General features: G+C 64.0%; 16 protein-coding genes and 1 other RNA gene. 9 read left to right on the forward strand and 8 right to left on the reverse strand.

Translation table 11 applies throughout. The features are described from left to right. Window positions 1–82 precede the first annotated feature (82 nt). Both IE224_RS15680 and IE224_RS15685 read right to left on the reverse strand, forming a co-directional pair. Window positions 83–1945: an extracellular solute-binding protein gene (locus IE224_RS15680; protein WP_191311716.1), complete on the reverse strand. Its 1863-nt coding sequence runs from the start codon at window positions 1943–1945 to the stop codon at window positions 83–85. A gap of 145 nt (window positions 1946–2090) precedes the next feature. Further along, a complete protein-coding gene (locus tag IE224_RS15685; RefSeq protein ID WP_191311718.1) occupies window positions 2091–2627 on the reverse strand; it encodes a c-type cytochrome in 537 nt (178 codons plus the stop codon). A 116-nt stretch (window positions 2628–2743) separates the two neighbouring features. Here IE224_RS15685 and IE224_RS15690 point away from each other — a divergent pair, with 116 nt between their 5' ends. Continuing rightward, window positions 2744–3601 carry a prephenate dehydratase gene (locus IE224_RS15690; protein WP_167622269.1) on the forward strand — a complete coding sequence of 286 codons (858 nt, stop codon included), beginning with the start codon at window positions 2744–2746 and terminating at the stop codon, window positions 3599–3601. Here IE224_RS15690 and IE224_RS15695 read toward each other — a convergent pair. Then, window positions 3598–4053 (reverse strand): hypothetical protein, encoded by a 456-nt coding sequence (locus IE224_RS15695; RefSeq protein ID WP_167622271.1) that lies wholly within the window; start codon window positions 4051–4053, stop codon window positions 3598–3600. The genes IE224_RS15690 and IE224_RS15695 overlap by 4 nt on opposite strands. Before the next feature lie 292 nt (window positions 4054–4345). Here IE224_RS15695 and IE224_RS15700 point away from each other — a divergent pair, with 292 nt between their 5' ends. Continuing rightward, entirely contained in the window at window positions 4346–6232 is a 1887-nt protein-coding gene (locus tag IE224_RS15700; RefSeq protein ID WP_191311720.1) for a bifunctional 2',3'-cyclic-nucleotide 2'-phosphodiesterase/3'-nucleotidase, read from the forward strand. A 40-nt stretch (window positions 6233–6272) separates the two neighbouring features. Continuing rightward, window positions 6273–6369, forward strand: an RNA gene (ffs, locus tag IE224_RS15705) — signal recognition particle sRNA small type. A gap of 223 nt (window positions 6370–6592) precedes the next feature. Here the strand turns inward: ffs and IE224_RS15710 are convergent. Continuing rightward, window positions 6593–7486 carry an NAD-dependent epimerase/dehydratase family protein gene (locus IE224_RS15710; protein ID WP_191311721.1) on the reverse strand — a complete coding sequence of 298 codons (894 nt, stop codon included), beginning with the start codon at window positions 7484–7486 and terminating at the stop codon, window positions 6593–6595. 292 nt (window positions 7487–7778) lie between these two features. Between IE224_RS15710 and IE224_RS15715 the strand changes: the two genes are divergently transcribed. Beyond that, window positions 7779–8663, forward strand: a complete 885-nt coding sequence (locus IE224_RS15715; RefSeq protein WP_191311723.1) for an NAD(P)-dependent oxidoreductase — start codon at window positions 7779–7781, stop codon at window positions 8661–8663. A gap of 221 nt (window positions 8664–8884) precedes the next feature. Here the strand turns inward: IE224_RS15715 and IE224_RS15720 are convergent, their stop codons facing one another. Then, on the reverse strand, window positions 8885–10102 hold the full coding sequence (locus IE224_RS15720) for an RtcB family protein (protein ID WP_191311724.1): 1218 nt from the start codon (window positions 10100–10102) through the stop codon (window positions 8885–8887). Window positions 10103–10233: 131 nt separating this feature from the next. Continuing rightward, window positions 10234–10737, reverse strand: coding sequence for an SH3 domain-containing protein (locus IE224_RS15725; protein WP_191311726.1), 504 nt, complete (start codon window positions 10735–10737; stop codon window positions 10234–10236). Between the two features lie 475 nt (window positions 10738–11212). On the opposite strand from IE224_RS15725, the gene IE224_RS15730 reads away from it, so the two are divergent. The 5 genes from IE224_RS15730 to IE224_RS15750 are packed head-to-tail and all read left to right on the forward strand — an operon-like array spanning window position 11213 to window position 15971. Then, the gene (locus IE224_RS15730) at window positions 11213–12355 is read left to right on the forward strand and encodes a TRAP transporter substrate-binding protein (RefSeq protein WP_191311727.1); all 1143 of its coding nucleotides are present in this window, start codon (window positions 11213–11215) and stop codon (window positions 12353–12355) included. A gap of 50 nt (window positions 12356–12405) precedes the next feature. After that, on the forward strand, window positions 12406–13023 hold the full coding sequence (locus IE224_RS15735) for a TRAP transporter small permease subunit (RefSeq protein ID WP_167622280.1): 618 nt from the start codon (window positions 12406–12408) through the stop codon (window positions 13021–13023). 15 nt (window positions 13024–13038) lie between these two features. Then, a complete protein-coding gene (locus IE224_RS15740) occupies window positions 13039–14457 on the forward strand; it encodes a TRAP transporter large permease (protein WP_191311729.1) in 1419 nt (472 codons plus the stop codon). Next, window positions 14447–15820: an amidase gene (locus tag IE224_RS15745; protein ID WP_191311731.1), complete on the forward strand. Its 1374-nt coding sequence runs from the start codon at window positions 14447–14449 to the stop codon at window positions 15818–15820. Before IE224_RS15740 ends, IE224_RS15745 begins: the two co-directional genes overlap by 11 nt. Continuing rightward, window positions 15813–15971 carry a hypothetical protein gene (locus IE224_RS15750; RefSeq protein ID WP_191311733.1) on the forward strand — a complete coding sequence of 53 codons (159 nt, stop codon included), beginning with the start codon at window positions 15813–15815 and terminating at the stop codon, window positions 15969–15971. The genes IE224_RS15745 and IE224_RS15750 overlap by 8 nt, the downstream gene beginning before the upstream one ends. A gap of 85 nt (window positions 15972–16056) precedes the next feature. On the opposite strand, the gene IE224_RS15755 is transcribed toward IE224_RS15750, so the two are convergent. Further along, window positions 16057–16389 carry a c-type cytochrome gene (locus tag IE224_RS15755; protein WP_191311734.1) on the reverse strand — a complete coding sequence of 111 codons (333 nt, stop codon included), beginning with the start codon at window positions 16387–16389 and terminating at the stop codon, window positions 16057–16059. 55 nt (window positions 16390–16444) lie between these two features. Further along, window positions 16445–17776: a PQQ-dependent sugar dehydrogenase gene (locus tag IE224_RS15760; RefSeq protein WP_191311736.1), complete on the reverse strand. Its 1332-nt coding sequence runs from the start codon at window positions 17774–17776 to the stop codon at window positions 16445–16447. Window positions 17777–18205 lie beyond the last annotated feature (429 nt).

Genomic DNA, 18205 nt, shown 5'->3' on the forward strand with positions numbered 1-18205 from the left:
CTTGCCCCTTCCGGGCCTTTGCGGCCCCTTTTCCTTTATCCCGCCCTTGTCGGGCGGGATCGCCGGGAAATCAACCCTGCCGTCAGCGGATCGCGCCCGCCGCCTTCAGTTCCGCCTCGCGCGCGGTGTCGGCCCACCAGAAGTCCAGCGTGCCAAGCGCATAGGGCGGCATCTGTTCGGGATGGCGATACATGTCGTAATAGGCCAGCGTGTATTCGGCCTTGAACCATTTCGGCACCCAGAAGCGCAGGCTGCGCAGCGCCCGGTCAAGCGCGTTGATGGCGGTGATGTTGTCCTCCATCGTTTCGGCCTGCTGGCCCAGTTCCAGAAGCCGGTCGATGGCCGGGTTGGCAAGCCCCATCGGGTTGAAGACGTCGTCGGCGTCCTCGGACCCGAAGACCTGGCCTGCATAGCCGCCGATGGCATAGGCCTGGCCCAGGCTGTCCTCGACCATGTCGAAATCCTTGGACCGGGTGCGCAACTCCATCTCGGCGTTGTCGACGCGGCGGTTCACGGCGTCGATGCCGATGGCACGCAGGTTCTGGACAAAGGGGTTGAGGATGCGGTCGTTGCCCACGTCGTCGTTCAGGATCTCGATCCGCAGGACCTCTCCGGCGGCGTTGCGGCGCATCCCGTCGCTGCCCACGGCCCAGCCCGCCTCGTCCAGCAGGGCCATGGCCTGGCGCATGTTCCGGCGATCCTGCTGGCGTTCGCCCGAGGTGGGCTGGACCACCGCGTCCTCGGTCAGGATGCCTTCGGGAAGATCGGCGGCAACGGGTTCCAGCAGCGCGACCTCCTCGGGCGTGGGGGGACCGTCGGCACGGAATTCGCTGTTGTCCCAGAAGGAATTGACGCGGGTTTCCAGGCCATACAGCAGCGTCTGGTTGGTCCATTCGAAGTTGAACATCAGCCCGACCGCCTCGCGGACGCGGATGTCCTGGAACTTTTCGCGCCGCAGGTTGAACACCCAGCCGTCGCCGCTGGCGATCTGGCCGTTAGGCAGTGTCTCGCGCACCACCGCGCCCGAGGCGAGCGCCGGAAAGTCATAGCGCGTTGACCAGTGCATCGACGATGTCTCGTTGCGGAAGGTGTATTCGCCTGCCTTGAAGGCCTCGAATGCGCTGTCGAAGTCGCCGAACATCTCGTAGCGGATGCGGTCGAAGTTGAAGCGGCCCTGGTTGATCGGCAGGTCCTTGCCCCAGTAATCGGGGTTGCGCTTCACGACCAGCGTGCGGCCCATGTCGGCGCGGTCGAACATGTAGGGGCCGGACCCGATGAAGGGGGTGTTGGTGCTCTGCTCGAGATCGCGGTTGTTCTCCTCGAAATCCTTCTTCGAGAAGACGATCTGGTTGCCCATCTGCGAAATCACGTCGCGCCTGGGATAGCCTTCGGCGAAGGTGAACTTGATGCGATGGTCGTCAAGAACCTCGGCCTTGGAGATCATCTGCTGCATCGCCATCCGGAAGGACGACAGGCCCTTGTCGCGCAGGGTTTCAAAGCTGAACAGCACGTCATGGGCGGTCAGCGGCGTGCCGTCGCTGAACCTGGCCTCGGGGCGCAGGTTGAAGATCACCCAGTCCTTGCTTTCGGGATATTCCAGCGTCTCGCACAGCAGGCAGTAGTCCACGCCCAGCTCGTCCGCCGGGCTGTCCATCAGCCGTTCAAGCTGGATCACCGAAAGTGCGATGGCCCGGCCGCGGTGGGTGAAGGGGTTGAAGCTGTCAAATCCCCCCACCGCACCAAAGGAAATCTCGCCCCCCTTGGGCGCGTCGGGGTTCACGTAAGGGTAATGGGGGAAATCGGCGGGCAGCGCGGGTTCGCCGAACAACGCGATGGCATGGGTCTTGATGACGGCCTCATCGCCCCCCGCCGCCTCGGCCTCTTGCGAAAAGGCGGCGCCGGCCGGGGCAAGCGAAAGGGCGGCGATCAGGGCAAGGCGACGCATGGGCGAACTCCGGCTGTGGTGTCTGCTGCACGCTAGGCAGCGCAGAGAACACGATCAAGCCGCGATTTCGTGAGGCGGGACCGCGCCTTGCCACAAAAAAAGGCGCATCCGGGGATGCGCCTTCTTGTGGACCAGGTTTGCTGCCTTACTGCTGGGTTTGCAGATAGGCGATGATGTCGGCGCGATCCTGGGGGTCCTTCAGGCCGGCGAAGGACATCTTGGTGCCGGGCACGTCCGCCTTGGGGTTGGTCAGGAACTCCTGCAAGGCCTCGGGCGTCCACTGGGGCGCCTCGGCGCGATGCTCGACCATGGCGGGGGAATAGCTGAAGCCAGCAACGGAGGCGACTTCGCGGCCGACAACGCCGTTCAAGTGCGGACCGACGCCGTCGGTGCCGTCCAGCTTGTGGCAGGCCTTGCACTTGCCGAAGTCCTTCTCGCCTGCGGCCGCATCGGCCGAAGCCAGCAGGGCTGCAAAGTCGATCTGCTCTTCGGCCGCTTCCTCGCCGCCGCCGGCTGCTTCCTCGACGGGGATCGAATAGGCCTGGGCAACTTCCTCGCCCTCGCCGTGGTGGGTCGCGCCGACGTGATACAGCGATCCCGCCGCCCAATTGGCCAGCATCAGAAACAGCAGCGCGCCGATCAGCGCGCCTGCGGCCTTGGTCACGGTCATGGTGTTGAACATCGCGTGCGATCCCCGCATTGGTAAGCTCGTCAATTCGTGGGGTATCTATCCGCTTTCGCTTTGAGGGATCAAGGTATAGTTGACCCCGCGAGTCTTCAAAATTCGGACAGCGGCCCATGACGACCACGACCAACCGCATCGCCTTCCAGGGCGAGCCTGGCGCCTACAGCCACGAGGCCTGCCGCAAGGCCCGCCCCGACATGGAGGCCCTGCCCTGCCGCACCTTCGAGGACGTGATCGAGGCCGTGCGCAGCCATCAGGCCGACCTGGCGATGCTGCCGGTGGAAAACTCGACCTATGGCCGGGTGGCCGATATCCATCACCTGCTGCCTGAATCCGGCCTGCATATCGTGGACGAGGCCTTTGTGCGCGTCCATATCAGCCTGCTGGCCGTGCCGGGCACCCCCCTGTCCGAAGTGCGCGAGGCGATGAGCCATACGGTCCTGCTGGGCCAGTGCCGGGGCTTCATGCGCAAGCATGGCATCCGGGCCGTGACGGGCGCCGATACGGCCGGTTCCGCGAAAGAGGTCGCATTGCGCGGCCAACCGTCGCTGGCGGCATTGGCCGCCCCCCTGGCGGGCGAGATCTATGGCCTGGACAGCCTGGCCGATGAGATCGAGGATCGGCAGAACAACACCACCCGCTTCCTCATCATGTCGCGCCAGCCGGATTTCAGCCGCCGGTCCGACCGGATGCTGACCAGCTTCGTCTTCCGCGTCCGAAACATTCCTGCCGCGCTCTACAAGGCGATGGGCGGGTTTGCGACAAATGGGGTCAACATGACCAAGCTGGAAAGCTACATGGTCGACGGCGTCTTCACCGCGACGCAGTTCTATGCCGATGTCGAAGGCCATCCCGAGGATCCGGCCCTGCAGCGCGCCCTGGAGGAACTGCGCTACTTCACCTCGTCGCTGGACATGCTGGGCGTCTATCCTGCCGACCCCCTGAGAGAGGCGCAGCGCAGCGCCGACTAGGCGGCGGCGCGCAGGTGGGTCAGGAAATCGGCGATCCGCTGGTCGTATTTCCGGTCCAGTTGCGCCTTGCCCAGCTTGGCCGTCTGCAGCAGCAGTCGCGCACGCATGTTGCGGGGCCTGACCTCGGTTTCGAACAGCAGGCGCGACTTGACCCGGCTCAGGGCGACGACCGTCAGGGTGATCGACAGGTCGAACTGGTCAGAATGGCCGTCCAGCGTGATATGGGACGGCCGATCGAACCGCGTGACGTCCAGGCGGACATTGCGACGCTGGCCGCGCCAGTTGAAATCGATCATCCAGCCAAGCCCGGTGCCCGGCTCCTGCGACGGATCGATCCGTCGGACCTGTGCCCCACGGGCAACAAGGGCCCTTTCGCTGCGGACGAAATCGCTGATGATGTCGAAAAGTTCTGCCGATGATTTGTCGGTATCGACGCGGGTTGAAAATTTCATAAGGGTTTGACCATTCCAGTCACGGCCATGGCTGGGCAGCCTTGGCCTGTCAATGTCGTAATGCATGGAAGGCAATGTATTCATCCAAGTGGAAAGCATTCTACCGCCGCCTGCCGATCCGTGATCCGGGCTTTGCCATTCTGGAGCTGCCCTGTCCCATTGTGCGCAAATTGCCCGCCCAAGGCAATTAAACTTCTGCTCTTGACAATCTGTGGTTGAGAAGATGCGATCCGGCTGATTAAGCTGTTAAGGGGTCGGCGCACATTGCCCGACTCGTGGTCAGGGTTGTGCAATGCGGGACGCACCGGACGATATCGGAGAGCGCGATCCGCAGGCCCTTGCGGTGGTCAGCGTCAACCTGCGCATCCTGGCCACGACGGACATGCACATGAAGCTGCTGCCCCATGATTATCTGGCGGGCAGGCCTTGCGAGCGTGGAAGCCTTGCGCAGATCGCCTCTCTGGTCGAGCGGCACCGGACCGAGAATCCCAATACAGTGCTGGTCGACAACGGCGATTTCCTGCAGGGCACGCCCCTGGGCGAGCAGGCTGCCCGGGCGGGGGGAAAGCCGCATCCCGCGATCGCGTCCATGAACCTGATGGGCTATGACGCCGCAGCCATCGGCAATCACGACTTCGCCTTCGGGATCGAGGCGCTGCAGGCCGCGGCGCGGCAGGCCCGCTTTCCCTTTCTGGCCGCGAATCTCCGCCTGCGGGGTCGGTCCGATTTCCGGGGCTTCACGATCCTGGAAAAGACGGTGCTGACCGACAGCGGCAGGCAGGCGGTCTTGCGGATCGGGATCGTGGGCTTTCTGCCGCCCCAGACGACGGCCTGGGACAGCGACCTGTCGCGGCAGATGGCCTGCGACGACATCATGGCGACTGCCGCCCGGATCCTGCCCCGGATCCGGGCGACAGGTGCGGATCTGGTGGTTGCCCTTGCCCATAGCGGCATCTCGGACCGCCCTGCCACCAGGGGGGCCGAGAATGTGGCGGCCGACCTTGCCGCGCTTGATGGGATCGACGTGGTGGTCGCAGGACACACGCACGAGGTCTTTCCGGGCCGCATTGCCGTGACCGACCCGCGCCGGGGCCGGGCGGGCATCGATACGGCAGGCGGCAGACTGGCCGGGAAGCCTGCCGTGATGCCGGGCTTTTGCGGATCGCATCTGGGCGTGGTCGACCTGTCCCTGATCCATGAACCGCAGAATGGCTGGCGCGTCGCGGAAGCCGTTGCCCGCTGCGAGACGGTCGAGGGGGATCTGCCCCCTGCCCCCGCGATCCTGCGCAGCGTGGCCCCCGCACATCGCCAGACGCTTAGCCACCTGCGCCGGCGCATCGGCCACAGCGATGACCGCATCAGCAGCTACTTTGCCCTTGTCGGATTTGATCCGGCGCTGAGGCTGGTGAACATGGCGCAACGCTGGTTCGTGCGCAAAAGCCTGGTTGGCACGCGGCTGGCCGGCGTGCCGGTCCTGTCGGCGGCGGCCCCCTTTCGGGCAGGCGGCCGGGGCGGGCCGCAGCATTACACCGACGTCGCGCCGGGCAGGCTACGGCTGGCGAACCTGACCGACATCTATTCCTTTCCCAACCGCATCTGCGCCTTGGCCCTGACCGGCGCGGACCTGCGCGACTGGCTTGAACGCTCGGCCAGCCTGTTCCGGCAGATCCGCCCGGGCCTGCCTGACCAGCCGCTGACCGATCCGGGTTTCCCCGCATACCAGTTCGACGTGATCCAGGACGTGAACTGGCGGATCGATCTTTCCCGCCCTCCGGCCTACGGTCTCGACGGCGGCCGGACGGGCAGCAGCCGGGTCCGCGACCTTTCCTGGCGCGGGGCGCCAGTGCGGGACGAGGACCGGTTCGTGCTGGCCACCAACTCTTATCGGCTGGCCGCTTGCGGGCTGTTCGCGCCGCTCACTGCCGGCACCACTGTCGTGCTGGAACCGGGTCCCCAGACGCGGGACGTGATCCGCAACTACCTGCGGCAGCGCCGGCGGCTGTCCCTGGATGCCGCGCCAGGCTGGCGCTTCCAGCCGATGCCCGGCACCTCGACCCTGTTCGAGACCGGTCCGCAGGGACTGTCCCTTCTGCCCCAGGTCGCGCAACGCTGCGGCTTGCGGATGGAGCATGTGGGCCAGACCGACCAGGATTTCGCCCTGGTGCGCCTTCATCTTTGACGGGTTGCATCGGGCGCGGCGGCAGACTATCTAACCGCTCGAGAGGTTGGCGCGGGCAGGCGCCTCGCCAACCCGGTCAGGTCCGGAAGGAAGCAGCCGTAACGAGCCCCGCTTGGGTCGTTGTCCAACCTCTCACCCTTCCACCTTCGATATGAGCATGACCGGAAGGCGGCAGCGTTCTCGTTGCTGGTGAAGGCGCAGAGGGTCTGCGGTGCATCAAAGGTCGAAAACGCGCGTCTGACCATGCTGCGTCGGCGATTAGCCGCGGCGCCAGAAACACGCGACGCCCTTGCTTTGCCGTAGCTGCATCTGGGCTTTGTCAACCGGGGCATCACGACAGCAACGCCCCGGCCGGTCAGATCAAACCTTCACGTAGTTCCGCCACGGATGCGCTTCACGAAATCCCAGCACTTCGCGGATCTTACGATTGGAAAGCGGAGCTTCGTCCTTGCCCATCGGCCGGGTGATTGGCGTATTCGGCGCGTATTTCGCCAAGAACTCTGCCGTTGGCATGGTGGCGGTGATGGTGTCATTCACGGCGTTGAACACCTGATAGCCCAGCCCGTCCTTTTGCAGGCAAAGATGCACGATCTCGCCCAGATCGCGTGCGTCGATATAGCTCCATGCGTTGCGCTTGCGGCTCATCGGGTCGGCCAGGTAGCCGGGGAAGTTGGCGTATTCATGCGGCTCGATGACGTTGCCGATCCGCAGGCCGTAGACATCGGCACCGTAGCGCATCGCGAAGGCACGGCCGGTCTTTTCGTTCACCACCTTCGACAGGCCATAGCTGTCCATCGGATCGATGTCGTAATCTTCCTCCAGCGGGAAGGAATGATAATCCTTGTCACCTTCGGCAAAGCAGACGCCGTAGGTGGTTTCCGAACTGGCAAAGATCACCTTGCGCACGCCCAGCTTCATCGCCGCTTCCAGCACGTTGTAGGTGCCCACGGTGTTCTGCGCGAATGTGGTATTGTCCGGGTTGATCATCACGCGCGGCACGGCCGCGAAATGCACGACGGCGTCGGGGGCCTTCGGCGGCGCGCCGTCATCAAACCCATCAAAGCCGAAATGGGTGGTGAGGGCGTTGAAGACCTGGCCGCTGTCGGTGATGTCGGCGATCAGCGTGTTCACCCCCGGAAGGTCGAGCGGCTTGAGATCGACGTTCAGGATCTTGTAGCCCTTCGCCAGCAGATGGGGCACGGCATGGCGACCGGCCTTGCCGGTGCCGCCAGTGAAGATGATGCGTTTGGTCATGATGCTTTCCGATTCCCTTGATCCGTTCCATTGTCCTGCTTGATCCGTCGCGACCAGCGTCACCCGGTCCCGAAGGGGCATTCGCGCAAGAAAACGCCCTGGTGATGCGCCCGTCTTCCAGCACCACCACCCGGCCGCCAACAGCAAGCACTTCCAGCAAATCCGACGGCACTACAAGGATCGACATGCTGTTTGCGTTGCTGCAGGATCATGCGCTGCGCTTGCCGACGCCCGACCAGATCGCCGATCCGCGCTGCCGCATCGATGTTTTTGACACACCCGGAGAATGACTATGACGCAAGAAAAGGTTGGTTTTGTCGGACTTGGCCTGATGGGCCACGGCATGGCGAAGAACATCGTCGAAAAGGGCTATCCGCTGACTGTGGTGGCGCACCGCAAACGCGCAGCGGTCGATGATCTGGTGTCGCGTGGTGCCGTCGAAGCTGCATCGCTTGAAGACCTTGCGCGCAATTGCACCGTGATTTTCATGTGCCTGACCGGCTCGCCCGAGGTTGCGGCCGCGGTGGCGGCACTGAAGCCCGGTCTGGCAGCGGGTGCGGCGGTGGTGGATTGCTCAACCTCTGACCCGACCGTCACTCTGCGCCTGGCGGCGGAACTGGCCGAGATCGGCGTGGATTTCATCGACGCGCCCTTGTCGCGCACCCCGAAAGAGGCTTGGGCCGGAACGCTTGATTGCATGGTGGGGGCCAGCGACACCGCCTTTGCGCGGGTGCAGCCGATCATCGCCACCTGGGCCGGCAAGATCGTGCATGTGGGCGCGGTTGGCGATGGCCACAAGATGAAGCTTTTGAACAACTTCCTGTCCCTGGGCTATGCCGCGCTTTATTCCGAGGCGCTGGCCCTGTCGCGCAAGGTCGGCATTCCAGTGGCCGAATTCGACAAGGTCATCCGGGGCGGCCGGATGGATTGCGGCTTTTACCAGACGTTCATGGATTATGCGCTGCATGGCAACCGCGAGGCGCACAAGTTCACCTTGGGAAATGCCTACAAGGACATGCGCTATGTCGAATCCATGGCAAACGGTTCCGTCGTCGCGACGCCCATGGCAAGCGCCGTGAAGAACTCCTTTGCGCTGGCAATGGCGACAGGGGGCGACGGCCCGGAGGACTATGTGCCGCATCTGTCTGACTTCGTTGCCAAAGCCAACGGTCTCTGAATGCCAGCCGCGCCCCCATCATCCTTGTGGTGGGGGCGTCATGGACGCTGGCACGGTGCAGGAACGAGCACTTACGCCATGCTGCCAAGTCGCCGCCTGATGCTTCAGTCGGAAAAGTGGTGATGCTGCCACAAAAGCGTTGAGGATGCTTGCCTGACAGCGAGACCTCTTTTCCCTGTTCCGCTGGCCTAAGGCTGCAGGATTGCAGGAAACCGCATCGCCTAGTCCTTGTAAGGATCGAACTCATCCCCTCCGGCCATGCAGACGATCAGCGGCCTGAGCGTGTGGATGATTTTGACGGTGCTGCCATGGTGGGCAAGCACATCGCCAAGCTTCTTGTAGACTTCCGGCGCCTCATCGGCCCCGGCGCCGCGCAGATGCGTTCCTGCCTGGGCGATCCTGAGCCGCACCGCCTCGAAATCCACCGCGCCCCCTTCGGTATACCACTGGGTGATCTTCTTCATCTTGCCGTTGGGCTGCTTCTCTTCGACAACGCGCTTGCGCCGCTTGCCAGCGGCCTTTGTCCGCGACATGATCCGGCCCGCACCATGGATGGTCGAGTAGAAGGCTGCACGCGACAGATCGCTGTCAACGCCTTCGACGATGACCGAGACATCGCCCATCGAGGATCCGATGAAGCTGCGCTGTCCCGGGAAAGCCGGTGTGGCGCCTTTCCGGACGACCCAAAAGCTCTCTCCGCCATGGGTCTCGTGCCAGGCGAAGTTGTGGTGGTTGTGAACTTCCTCGATGATCGTGCCGCCCAGGATGCCGACCACCGTCTCGCAGACCCAGTCGCGACCGGCATAGGCATAATCGCCGGCCAGCCGCATCGCCCTGATGTAATCGCGCCCGTGACGGCTGTCGGTTTCCAGCGTATGCGGCGTCTCGTCCACGATGTTCGGATTGTCGCCGGCACGCTTCATGAAATGCGTGGCGATGGCGTGCCCCAACCCGCGCGAGCCGAAATGCGCCCCGACCCAGATGCGATCGGCCTCGTCGGCAAAGACGTCAACGTAATGGTTGCCCGAGCCGATCGTCCCCAGCTGTTCCAGTGCCTTTTTCTTGAGATCAGGATGGCTTCTGAGGAACCCGACCTCATCCCAGGCCGGATCCTCGAAAACATGGTGAACGACAGGTGTGGCGTTCTTGCGTCCGACGCCGAAGGAAAGGCTTGCGAAGATCCGGTCCGCGAGGCTCGACAGGCGGCCTTCGATGTCCCCAAGATTAAGGTTGGTCAGGACGGCCTTATTCCCGCAGGCAATGTCGAATCCCACACTGGCAGGGGGAACCTTGTCCTTGTAGACCGCGACGCCGCCGACAGGCATCCCATAGCCCTTGTGGTTGTCGGCCATCAGCAGCATCGCCTCAGCCTCGACGGCGCAACGCTCGGCCTGTGCTAGCGTTGCCTTGTCCGCCTCACCGAAAACCCTGACGGTCATGCCTGCCGCTCCTGCCGTGGTGCTGGTGTTTCAGCGTTCTCAGGAGGTGTCCGGTTCCAGAACCCGCGACAAGCACCGCTTTTGGTGCCAGTATCCTGGCGCGGCAAGGGGCCGGGGATCGGCAACGGTCATCAGTCCCCCGTATGGGCCAGTGCCGGCCGGGACAGCCAGCCTTCCCATCCCTCCACGCGGACCTTCTGCCAATCCTCCACCGCGTAAGGAAGCGGTCGGATGCCGCATTGCGTGTTCGGAAACTCGGCCAGAACGCGTGATTTGTCTGACGGCCATGCGCGCAGGCTCCGCCCGTCGCGGTTCGTCGCCGCCGTGAAGCAGAACTCCGCCTCGGGCAGTGCCGCGATATAATGCCGATGCACCCAGCCGGCATGATGTCCGTCCTCGACCGGACACCACGAGCCCTCGCAGGCAGCAGTCACCATGACCCCGCAAGAGCCATAGGCAAGACGCTCGCGGATTGCGGCACCCGCAACCGGTTCGGCCCTGAGGTTCAGCCGGTCGTCGGCGCGGACGTTCACGACGCAATGCTCTGCGCCCTTTACGACGGGGTCCGCGGCCGATGGCGTGGCGGTGCCGAAGGAAAGAACAAGAGCGGCGAGCGGCAGGGCAAGTCTAAGCATGGTTGGCCTCGTGCAGTGGGAACCCGAGCTTCTCGACCCGAGCACAGGCATCGTCAAGCCGCTGGCCCAGCGAGTCCTTGTCATTGCCGGCGCGACAGGCGGCCTCGGCCTGGCTTCGACACATGAAGCCAACACGAGGGACGCTGCGATACGTGCGGCAAATGTGGCCCAGAAAGCAGGTATGGGTGAATAGCCGAGACCGCCCGTCGCCAGCGCGGGGGCGGCGCCATCATCAAGCCGGGCCTTGTGCCGCCGGACCGGGGGATCATGGACAAGGCGCCTGCTGCGTCACCTGACCCCAATAAACCCAGTCATGTCCCCATTTCCTAATCTCGAATGCTTGGTTTTTGACAACGGATTGCACAGCCGTCGCGCAGGTTAATACTAAAGATGCAGACAGAAAAATGATTGTCGTCAAGTCTCTGAATGCAGTTACACTGATCGCGGGGAACAATACAAAATCAGGGAGGATAGAATGCCAGCCAAGGAAAGCCGGGCGAAGGTCAACCGCCGTTCATTCCTGAAAACCGGCGTCATCGGCGGAGGCGCAGCCGCGACAGGCTCGCTTCTCGCGGCGCCGGCAGTGCTTGCCCAAGCGCCGCTTGTCATGAAGATGCAGACGTCCTGGCCCGCGTCCGACATCTGGCAGACGATGGCCCAACATTACGTCGAGCGTGTCGAGGCGATGTCCGGCGGCCGGCTGAAGATCGACCTGCTGCCCGCAGGCGCCGTGGTCGGCGCTTTCCAGGTGATCGACGCCGTGAACGATGGCGTGCTGGATGCCAGCCATTCGGTGTCCGCCTATTGGTATGGCAAGAACAAGGCGGCATCGCTGTTCGGCACGGGCCCTGTGTTCGGCGGGTCGCCCACCACGATGCTGTCCTGGTTCTACGCCGGCGGCGGAGAGGAGTTCTTCCGCGAGCTTCTGCAGGATGTGATGGGCATGAACGTGGTCGGGCTGATGGCCTTCCCGATGCCCGCGCAGCCCTTCGGCTGGTTCAAGAACGAGGTCACGGCCCTGTCCGACATCCAGGGCATGAAATACCGCACGGTGGGCCTTGCCGCGGATGTCATGCAGTCGATGGGGATGTCGGTGGCGCAGTTGCCCGGCGGCGAAATCGTCCCGGCAATGGAACGCGGCGTGATCGACGCCTTCGAGTTCAACAACCCGTCCTCGGACATGCGCTTTGGCGCGCAGGACGTGGCGAAGAACTATTACCTCGCCTCGTATCACCAGGCGCAGGAAACCTTCGAGTTCCTGTTCAACCGCGATTTCCTCGAGGATCTGGAACCCGACCTCCAGGCGATCCTGCGCCATGGGGTCGAGGCCGTCTCGACCGCGAACACCGCCTTCGCCTTGGACAATTATTCATCGGACCTGCAAAAGCTGACGGCTGAAAACGGCGTGGTCGTTCACCGGACCCCTGCCGATGTCCAGCAGGCGCAGATCGATGCCTGGGACCAGTTGATCCCGCAACTGGAATCCGACGACCTGATGAAGCGGATCCTGGACAGCCAGCGTCAATGGGTCGAACGCGTGACCTATTACGAGCTGATGAACGCGCCAGATTACACCCGCGCCTACCAGCACTACTTCCCGAACAAGATCAGCCTCTGACACATCCGGCGGGGCAGTGGCTGCCCCGCCCCTGAACGGGAACAGTCCAGATGCTGCGCTACATAGACTTTGCCGACCGACTGTCCGGCTGGTTCGGCAAATCCTTCGGCTGGCTCGTCATGCTGATGACAATCGGCATGAGCTACGAGGTCATCGTCCGATATCTGTTCAACAGCCCGACCCCCTGGGCCTATGAACTGTCCTACATGATGTATGGCACGCTGTTCATGGTGGGCGGCGCCTACACTTTGTCGCGTGGCGGCCATGTGCGGGGTGACTTCGTCTACCGGCTGTGGCCCGTGCGCGTCCAGGGTGCCCTGGATCTGGTCCTGTATATCCTGTTCTTCTTTCCCGGCATCACCGCGCTGATCTTTGCCGGGTGGAAATATGCCTCGCGCTCGATCGGATACGGTGAGGTCAGTTCCTCCAGTCCGGCCGGCATTCCCATCTATCAGTTCAAGACGATCCTTGTTCTGGCGGGCGTCCTGCTGTTCCTGCAGGGCATTGCGCAGGTCTTCCGCTGCATCATCGCGATCCGCACCGGCGTCTGGCTGGAACCCGCACCCGATGTCCAGGAAACCGAAGTCCTGCTTGCCCAAGAGCATGGCGAGGAAATCCTGCACCACCCCGACCACATCGACCCGCCGCAGGGCGGAGCGGTTCGCTGACAGGAGAAACCGAACGTGACCGATCCGCAAATCGCCCTGACGATGCTGGGCGTCTTCATTCTGTTCGTCTTTCTGGGCTTTCCCATCGCCTTCACCCTGATGGCCCTTGGCATCGGGTTCGGCTACTACGCCTACTATGACCCCAGCCGCATGTGGCGCAGCTACAACCGCCTGACCGAGGACGCCGACGGCTGGACAAGCACGACGACCTGGCTTGAAGGGTTCTTCAACAACCGGATCTTCGACCTGTTCGTGAACCAGACCTACACGGTCATGTCCAACGAGGTCCTGACCGCGATCCCCCTTTTCCTGTTCATGGGCTACATCGTCGAGCGGGCGAACATCGTCGACAAGCTCTTCGGCTCGCTTGCCATCGCGGCGCGCAACGTCCCGGGCTCGATGGGGGTCGCGGCGCTGATTACCTGCGCGCTGTTCGCCACCGCGACGGGGATCGTGGGCGCGGTCGTCACCCTCATGGGCCTTCTGGCGCTGCCGGCCATGCTGAAGGCCCGCTACGAGCCCAGCTTCGCATCAGGCATCATCTGCGCCGGCGGAACGCTGGGCATCCTGATCCCGCCGTCGATCATGCTGATCGTCTACGCGGCCTCCTCGGGGGTGTCGATCGTCCGGCTTTACGCCGCCGCGATGCTGCCGGGGCTGCTGCTTGTCGGCCTATACCTGATCTACGTGATCGGCAGGTCGATCCTGCAGCCCTCGGTCGCGCCGAAGCTGAGCAAGGAGGACGTGCCGGACATGCCGCGCGGCGCTGTCTTCCTGATGCTGCTCAAGTCCTTCTTTCCCTTGTCGGTCCTGATCCTCGCGGTGCTCGGCTCGATCCTGTTCGGCCTTGCGACCCCGACCGAGGCCGCCTCGATCGGCGCGCTTGGCGGGCTGCTGCTCGCCGCGGGCTATCGCGCACTGCACTTCGACCGCCTGCGCGAGTCGGTGTATCTGACCGTCAGGACGACCGCGATGGTGTGCTGGCTGTTCGTCGGCAGCTATACCTTCTCGGCCGTTTTCTCGTATCTCGGGGGCGAGCAGGTGATTTCCGAGTTCGTCGGCAGCCTGGATCTTTCGCCGATCGCCTTTCTGCTGCTGGCGCAGGTCATCATCTTCCTGTTGGGCTGGCCGCTGGAATGGTCCGAGATCATCATCATCTTCGTGCCGATCTTCCTGCCGCTGCTGCCGCAGTTCGGGATCGACCCGCTGTTCTTCGGCATCCTCGTGGCGCTGAACCTGCAAACCTCGTTCCTGACGCCCCCCATGGCCATGTCGGCATATTACCTCAAGGGCATCGCACCGTCCGAGGTCAAGCTGACCCATATCTTCGCGGGGGTCATGCCCTTCCTGTTCATGGTCATCCTTTCGATGCTGATGGTCTATGTTTTCCCGGGCCTGGTCTTCACACTGCCAGAGGCGGTCTATGGCAACTAGTCCACAGGACATCCTTGCCCTGCCCGTCGTCACTCTGCGCGACTGGCTGGCAAGCGGCGCGCTGCGCGCGACCGAGCTGGCCGACGCGCTGATCGCCCGCATCGCCGAGGTCGAGCCCCATGTCGGCGCCTTCGCCTGGTATGACCCCGGCTTCCTTCGGGCACAGGCGGAACAGGCGGATCGCCATCGGCAATTGGGCCGTCTCATCGGGCCGCTGCATGGGCTTCCCATCGGCCTGAAGGACGTGATCGACACCAAGGGTATCCCGACCGAGAACGGGACCGTGCTTGACGGGGGCCGGATACCTGCGGCCGACGCGACCGTCGTGGCGCGGCTGCGCGCTGCGGGCGGGCTGGTGCTGGGCAAGACCACCACGACCGAACTGCAGTTCCTCCATCCCTCCGCAACCCGGAATCCTGCCAATCCCGAACATACGCCGGGCGGTTCCTCTGCGGGATCGGCGGCGGCCGTCGCGGCGGGCATGGCGCCGCTTGCCGTCGGCACGCAGACCGGGGGGTCGGTCATCCGGCCCGCGTCGTTCTGCGGCTGCGTAGGCTTCAAGCCCAGCTTCGGCGCAATCCCGCGCCGGGGCATCCTGACCCAGTCGCCCAGCCTTGACACAGTCGGCGTCTTTGCCCGCGATGTCGAAGCCGCGGCCTTGCTGGCCGAGGTGCTGATGGGCACCGATCCCGCGGATCCCCAAGCGCAGCCGATGCCGCCCCCCGCGCTGCTGGCAATGACGATGGCAGATGTGCCCGTGGTCCCGACATTCGCCTTTGTCGACCTGCCCGGCTTTTCCGACGCGCATCCCGATCTGCGCAACGCCATGGCCGATCTGGTCGAACGGCTGGGCGAGCAGGCATGGTCCACCCCTCTGCCCCGCCTGTTCAACGACGCGGCCGCAACACGCGGCCGGATCAACGATGTCGAGATGGCCCATCATTATCGCAGCTATGCGTCAAAGGGCTGGGATCGGCTGTCGCCGCAGACCCGCGACGCCATCGAGCGGGGCCGGGCCGTCAGCGCCCCGGATTACTTGGCCTCGCTCGAGATGCGGGGCGTCCTGGCCGCGGGCCTTGATGAGATATTGACCCGCTGCGACGCCATCCTGGTTCCCGCAGCGCTTGGTCCCGCGCCCCAGGGCCTGCACAGCACCGGCGATTCGATCTTCAACGGCCTTTTCACCTTCACGGGCCATCCCGCCGTGACGCTGCCCCTGTTCACCGATACGGCCGGGATGCCGATGGGCCTTCAGCTTGTCGGCCGCCGGGGCGAGGACGGTCGCCTGCTGCGGACCGCCCGCTGGCTGCATCACAGGTCCGCGTCAGCAGACCGCCATGCCACAGGAGAACACGATGTCTGATCTTATCCCCAAGGTCCTGGCTTTTGCCGCGCTTGTCGTTTTCCTGGGCATCCTTCTGTGGCACGTTCCGCGCATCGATCTTGGCGCGGTGCTTCTTCTGTCCGTAGGGCTGGCCGCCTGGGATTTCTTCGCCCCGTCGCGGGGAAAGTGACTGGCCGCACTCAGCCATCGGTCCCAGCTGCCTGACGGGCTGCTGATCGGATCGGGCAGGATGCGCGGCCGTCACCGTCGGCGCATCACTCCGGAAGCTGGTAAGTTGCCGTGATCGAGGCGTACCAGTCCGCCAGGGCCTTGATCTCCTCGTCGGTCAGGTCGCTTGCGATGATGCTCATCTGAGGGTCCTCGCGTCGCCCCGCACGAAAGTCCTGCAACTGCTTGGACAGGTATTCCGCGCTTTGCCCGCCGATATTGGGGATCATCGGGTTGGTCCCCACGCCGTCAAGCCCATGGCAGACGCGGCATGTCTGCGTCAGGCTTGCGGCAGCGGCGGGATCGGCGGTCTGCGCGGCGGCGGCACCCGCGCCCAAACCAAACGCAGCGACAATGGCCGCGCCAAAACGTGATTTCATGATTGCAGCTTTCCTGATGGGGGTCCGGGGCGGATGATGGCCGCCCCGGATGGACCTAGTTGGCAGGCGCGGCGGCGGCATCCTCTGCCGCATCGGCCTCGGGTGCAGCAGCCGGCGTCATGGCCCCGTCCGACGATCCGCCGCCGACATAGGCGATCCGCCATATCGCCCCGGCGAAATCGTCCGAGACCAGCATCGAGCCGTCACGCAGGAATGCGACATCCATGGGACGGCCCCGGTATTCGCCAGTCTGCTCGTCCAGCCAGCCGTCGGCGAACACCTCGGTCCCCGCGGCGTTGCCGTCGGCGTCCAGCCGGGTGAACATGATCCGCGCGCCCACAGGCGTGGTCCGGTTCCAGCTGCCGTGCTGGGCCGAGAAGATGCCGCCGCGATACTCCTCGGGGAAGGAGTTACCGGTATAGAACCTCATGCCCAGATCGGCGGCATGGGCGTCCATCTCGACCTGCGGCTCGACGAACTCGACGCCCTCGGGCCTGGGCACGTCCTTGTATTCGGCAATCTCGACGCTGGCATTGGTCCAGGGAAAGCCGAAATGCTGCCCGGCTTCCGTCTGGCGATTAAGCTCGCCCGGCGGGATGTCGTCCCCCAGGCCGTCCACCTGGTTGTCGGTGAACCACAGATCGCCCGTGGCCGGGTTGAAGTCATGACCGACCGAGTTGCGGACGCCACGGGTATAGACCTCGCGCCCCGTGCCGTCGGTATTCATGCGGATGATCCCGCCGATGCCGATCTCGTCATAGCTTTCCAGCTTTTCGCGTGGCTGCACGTTGTAGGGCTGGCCCAGCGAGATATACAGCTTGCCGTCCGGACCGACGCGACAGACCCGGGCGGTATGGTTGAAGCTTTCCTCCTCGGCCGGGATCAGATCGCCCTTGGCGACGACGGTGCCCACGGCAGGGTCCGGCCCCTCGAAGAAGAACTCGGCGGCCGGGAAGGAAAGAACGCGGTTCCGTTCGGCGATATAGAGAAACCCGTCGGGCGAGAAGCACGGCCCGTTGGGGATGTCGAAGGCCAGCGACGGCGCGAAATCCATCACCTCGTCGGCAACCCGGTTGCGGTCCCGGTCCACGACGGACCAGACCTTGTCCTTGCGGGTGCCCACGAAGACAACCGTGCCTTGCGGCGCGACTGCCATGGACCGGGCATCGGGCACCACCGCGTATAGGCTGGCCTCGAAACCGTCGGGCAGGTTGATATGGGGCACGATGGCCTTCAGCGCCTCGGCAGTCGGGCCGGTCTGTTCGACGCGGGTGAAGGTGGCGTCGGTGCGCTGCATTCCCTGCAGCGTTTCCAGGTTGTCCTGGGCAAGGCTGGGCGTGGCAACAGCAGTCGTCAGAAGCAGTCCGCAAAGTCCTGTACGTCTCATTGTCTCCTCCCTTATGCAGTCCCATTTTCAGGCAAGATCAAGCGCCCTTCCCTCCAAGGGCACAGGAACAGGTCGGTCAGGGCCGACCCGACTGCCAAGGACGACGCCGCAAGGTTGGCCTCGCACAGGCTCGTCGGTGCCTGAGCATGGATGATCCTTGATTGCCGGGGCTTTTCAACAGGCTTGTTCAAGTGATCAGACCAAATGATGCCTGTCGGATAGGTTAGTCTGGGGGCGGTGTTGGAGGAGCATAGGTGCAGTACAATTGCGGCGTTCTGCGAAGCCGAAAGTCAGCGACGCCCTTCTTGGTTGCTGCCCAAGCAGGTCGTTATGCCATCGGCGTCATGTAACCGCCCGGTTGCCACCGCCTGCCTGAGCGTGGGGTGATCGGCTAAGACACGTGCATAGCGACGTCGTTAACGACGTATC

The sequence above is a fragment of the Paracoccus aerius genome (assembly GCF_014656455.1).
Lineage (GTDB): Bacteria > Pseudomonadota > Alphaproteobacteria > Rhodobacterales > Rhodobacteraceae > Paracoccus > Paracoccus aerius.

Coding starts and splice junctions, on each gene's coding strand:
- IE224_RS15735 (WP_167622280.1), top strand. CDS start 12,406: ATGCTGCGCTACATAGACTTTGCCGACCGACTGTCCGGCTGGTTCGGC.
- IE224_RS15755 (WP_191311734.1), bottom strand. CDS start 16,389: ATGAAATCACGTTTTGGCGCGGCCATTGTCGCTGCGTTTGGTTTGGGC.
- IE224_RS15685 (WP_191311718.1), bottom strand. CDS start 2,627: ATGTTCAACACCATGACCGTGACCAAGGCCGCAGGCGCGCTGATCGGC.
- IE224_RS15760 (WP_191311736.1), bottom strand. CDS start 17,776: ATGAGACGTACAGGACTTTGCGGACTGCTTCTGACGACTGCTGTTGCC.
- IE224_RS15695 (WP_167622271.1), bottom strand. CDS start 4,053: ATGAAATTTTCAACCCGCGTCGATACCGACAAATCATCGGCAGAACTT.
- IE224_RS15725 (WP_191311726.1), bottom strand. CDS start 10,737: ATGCTTAGACTTGCCCTGCCGCTCGCCGCTCTTGTTCTTTCCTTCGGC.
- IE224_RS15690 (WP_167622269.1), top strand. CDS start 2,744: ATGACGACCACGACCAACCGCATCGCCTTCCAGGGCGAGCCTGGCGCC.
- IE224_RS15730 (WP_191311727.1), top strand. CDS start 11,213: ATGCCAGCCAAGGAAAGCCGGGCGAAGGTCAACCGCCGTTCATTCCTG.
- IE224_RS15750 (WP_191311733.1), top strand. CDS start 15,813: ATGTCTGATCTTATCCCCAAGGTCCTGGCTTTTGCCGCGCTTGTCGTT.
- IE224_RS15680 (WP_191311716.1), bottom strand. CDS start 1,945: ATGCGTCGCCTTGCCCTGATCGCCGCCCTTTCGCTTGCCCCGGCCGGC.
- IE224_RS15720 (WP_191311724.1), bottom strand. CDS start 10,102: ATGACCGTCAGGGTTTTCGGTGAGGCGGACAAGGCAACGCTAGCACAG.
- IE224_RS15715 (WP_191311723.1), top strand. CDS start 7,779: ATGACGCAAGAAAAGGTTGGTTTTGTCGGACTTGGCCTGATGGGCCAC.
- IE224_RS15700 (WP_191311720.1), top strand. CDS start 4,346: ATGCGGGACGCACCGGACGATATCGGAGAGCGCGATCCGCAGGCCCTT.
- IE224_RS15710 (WP_191311721.1), bottom strand. CDS start 7,486: ATGACCAAACGCATCATCTTCACTGGCGGCACCGGCAAGGCCGGTCGC.
- IE224_RS15745 (WP_191311731.1), top strand. CDS start 14,447: ATGGCAACTAGTCCACAGGACATCCTTGCCCTGCCCGTCGTCACTCTG.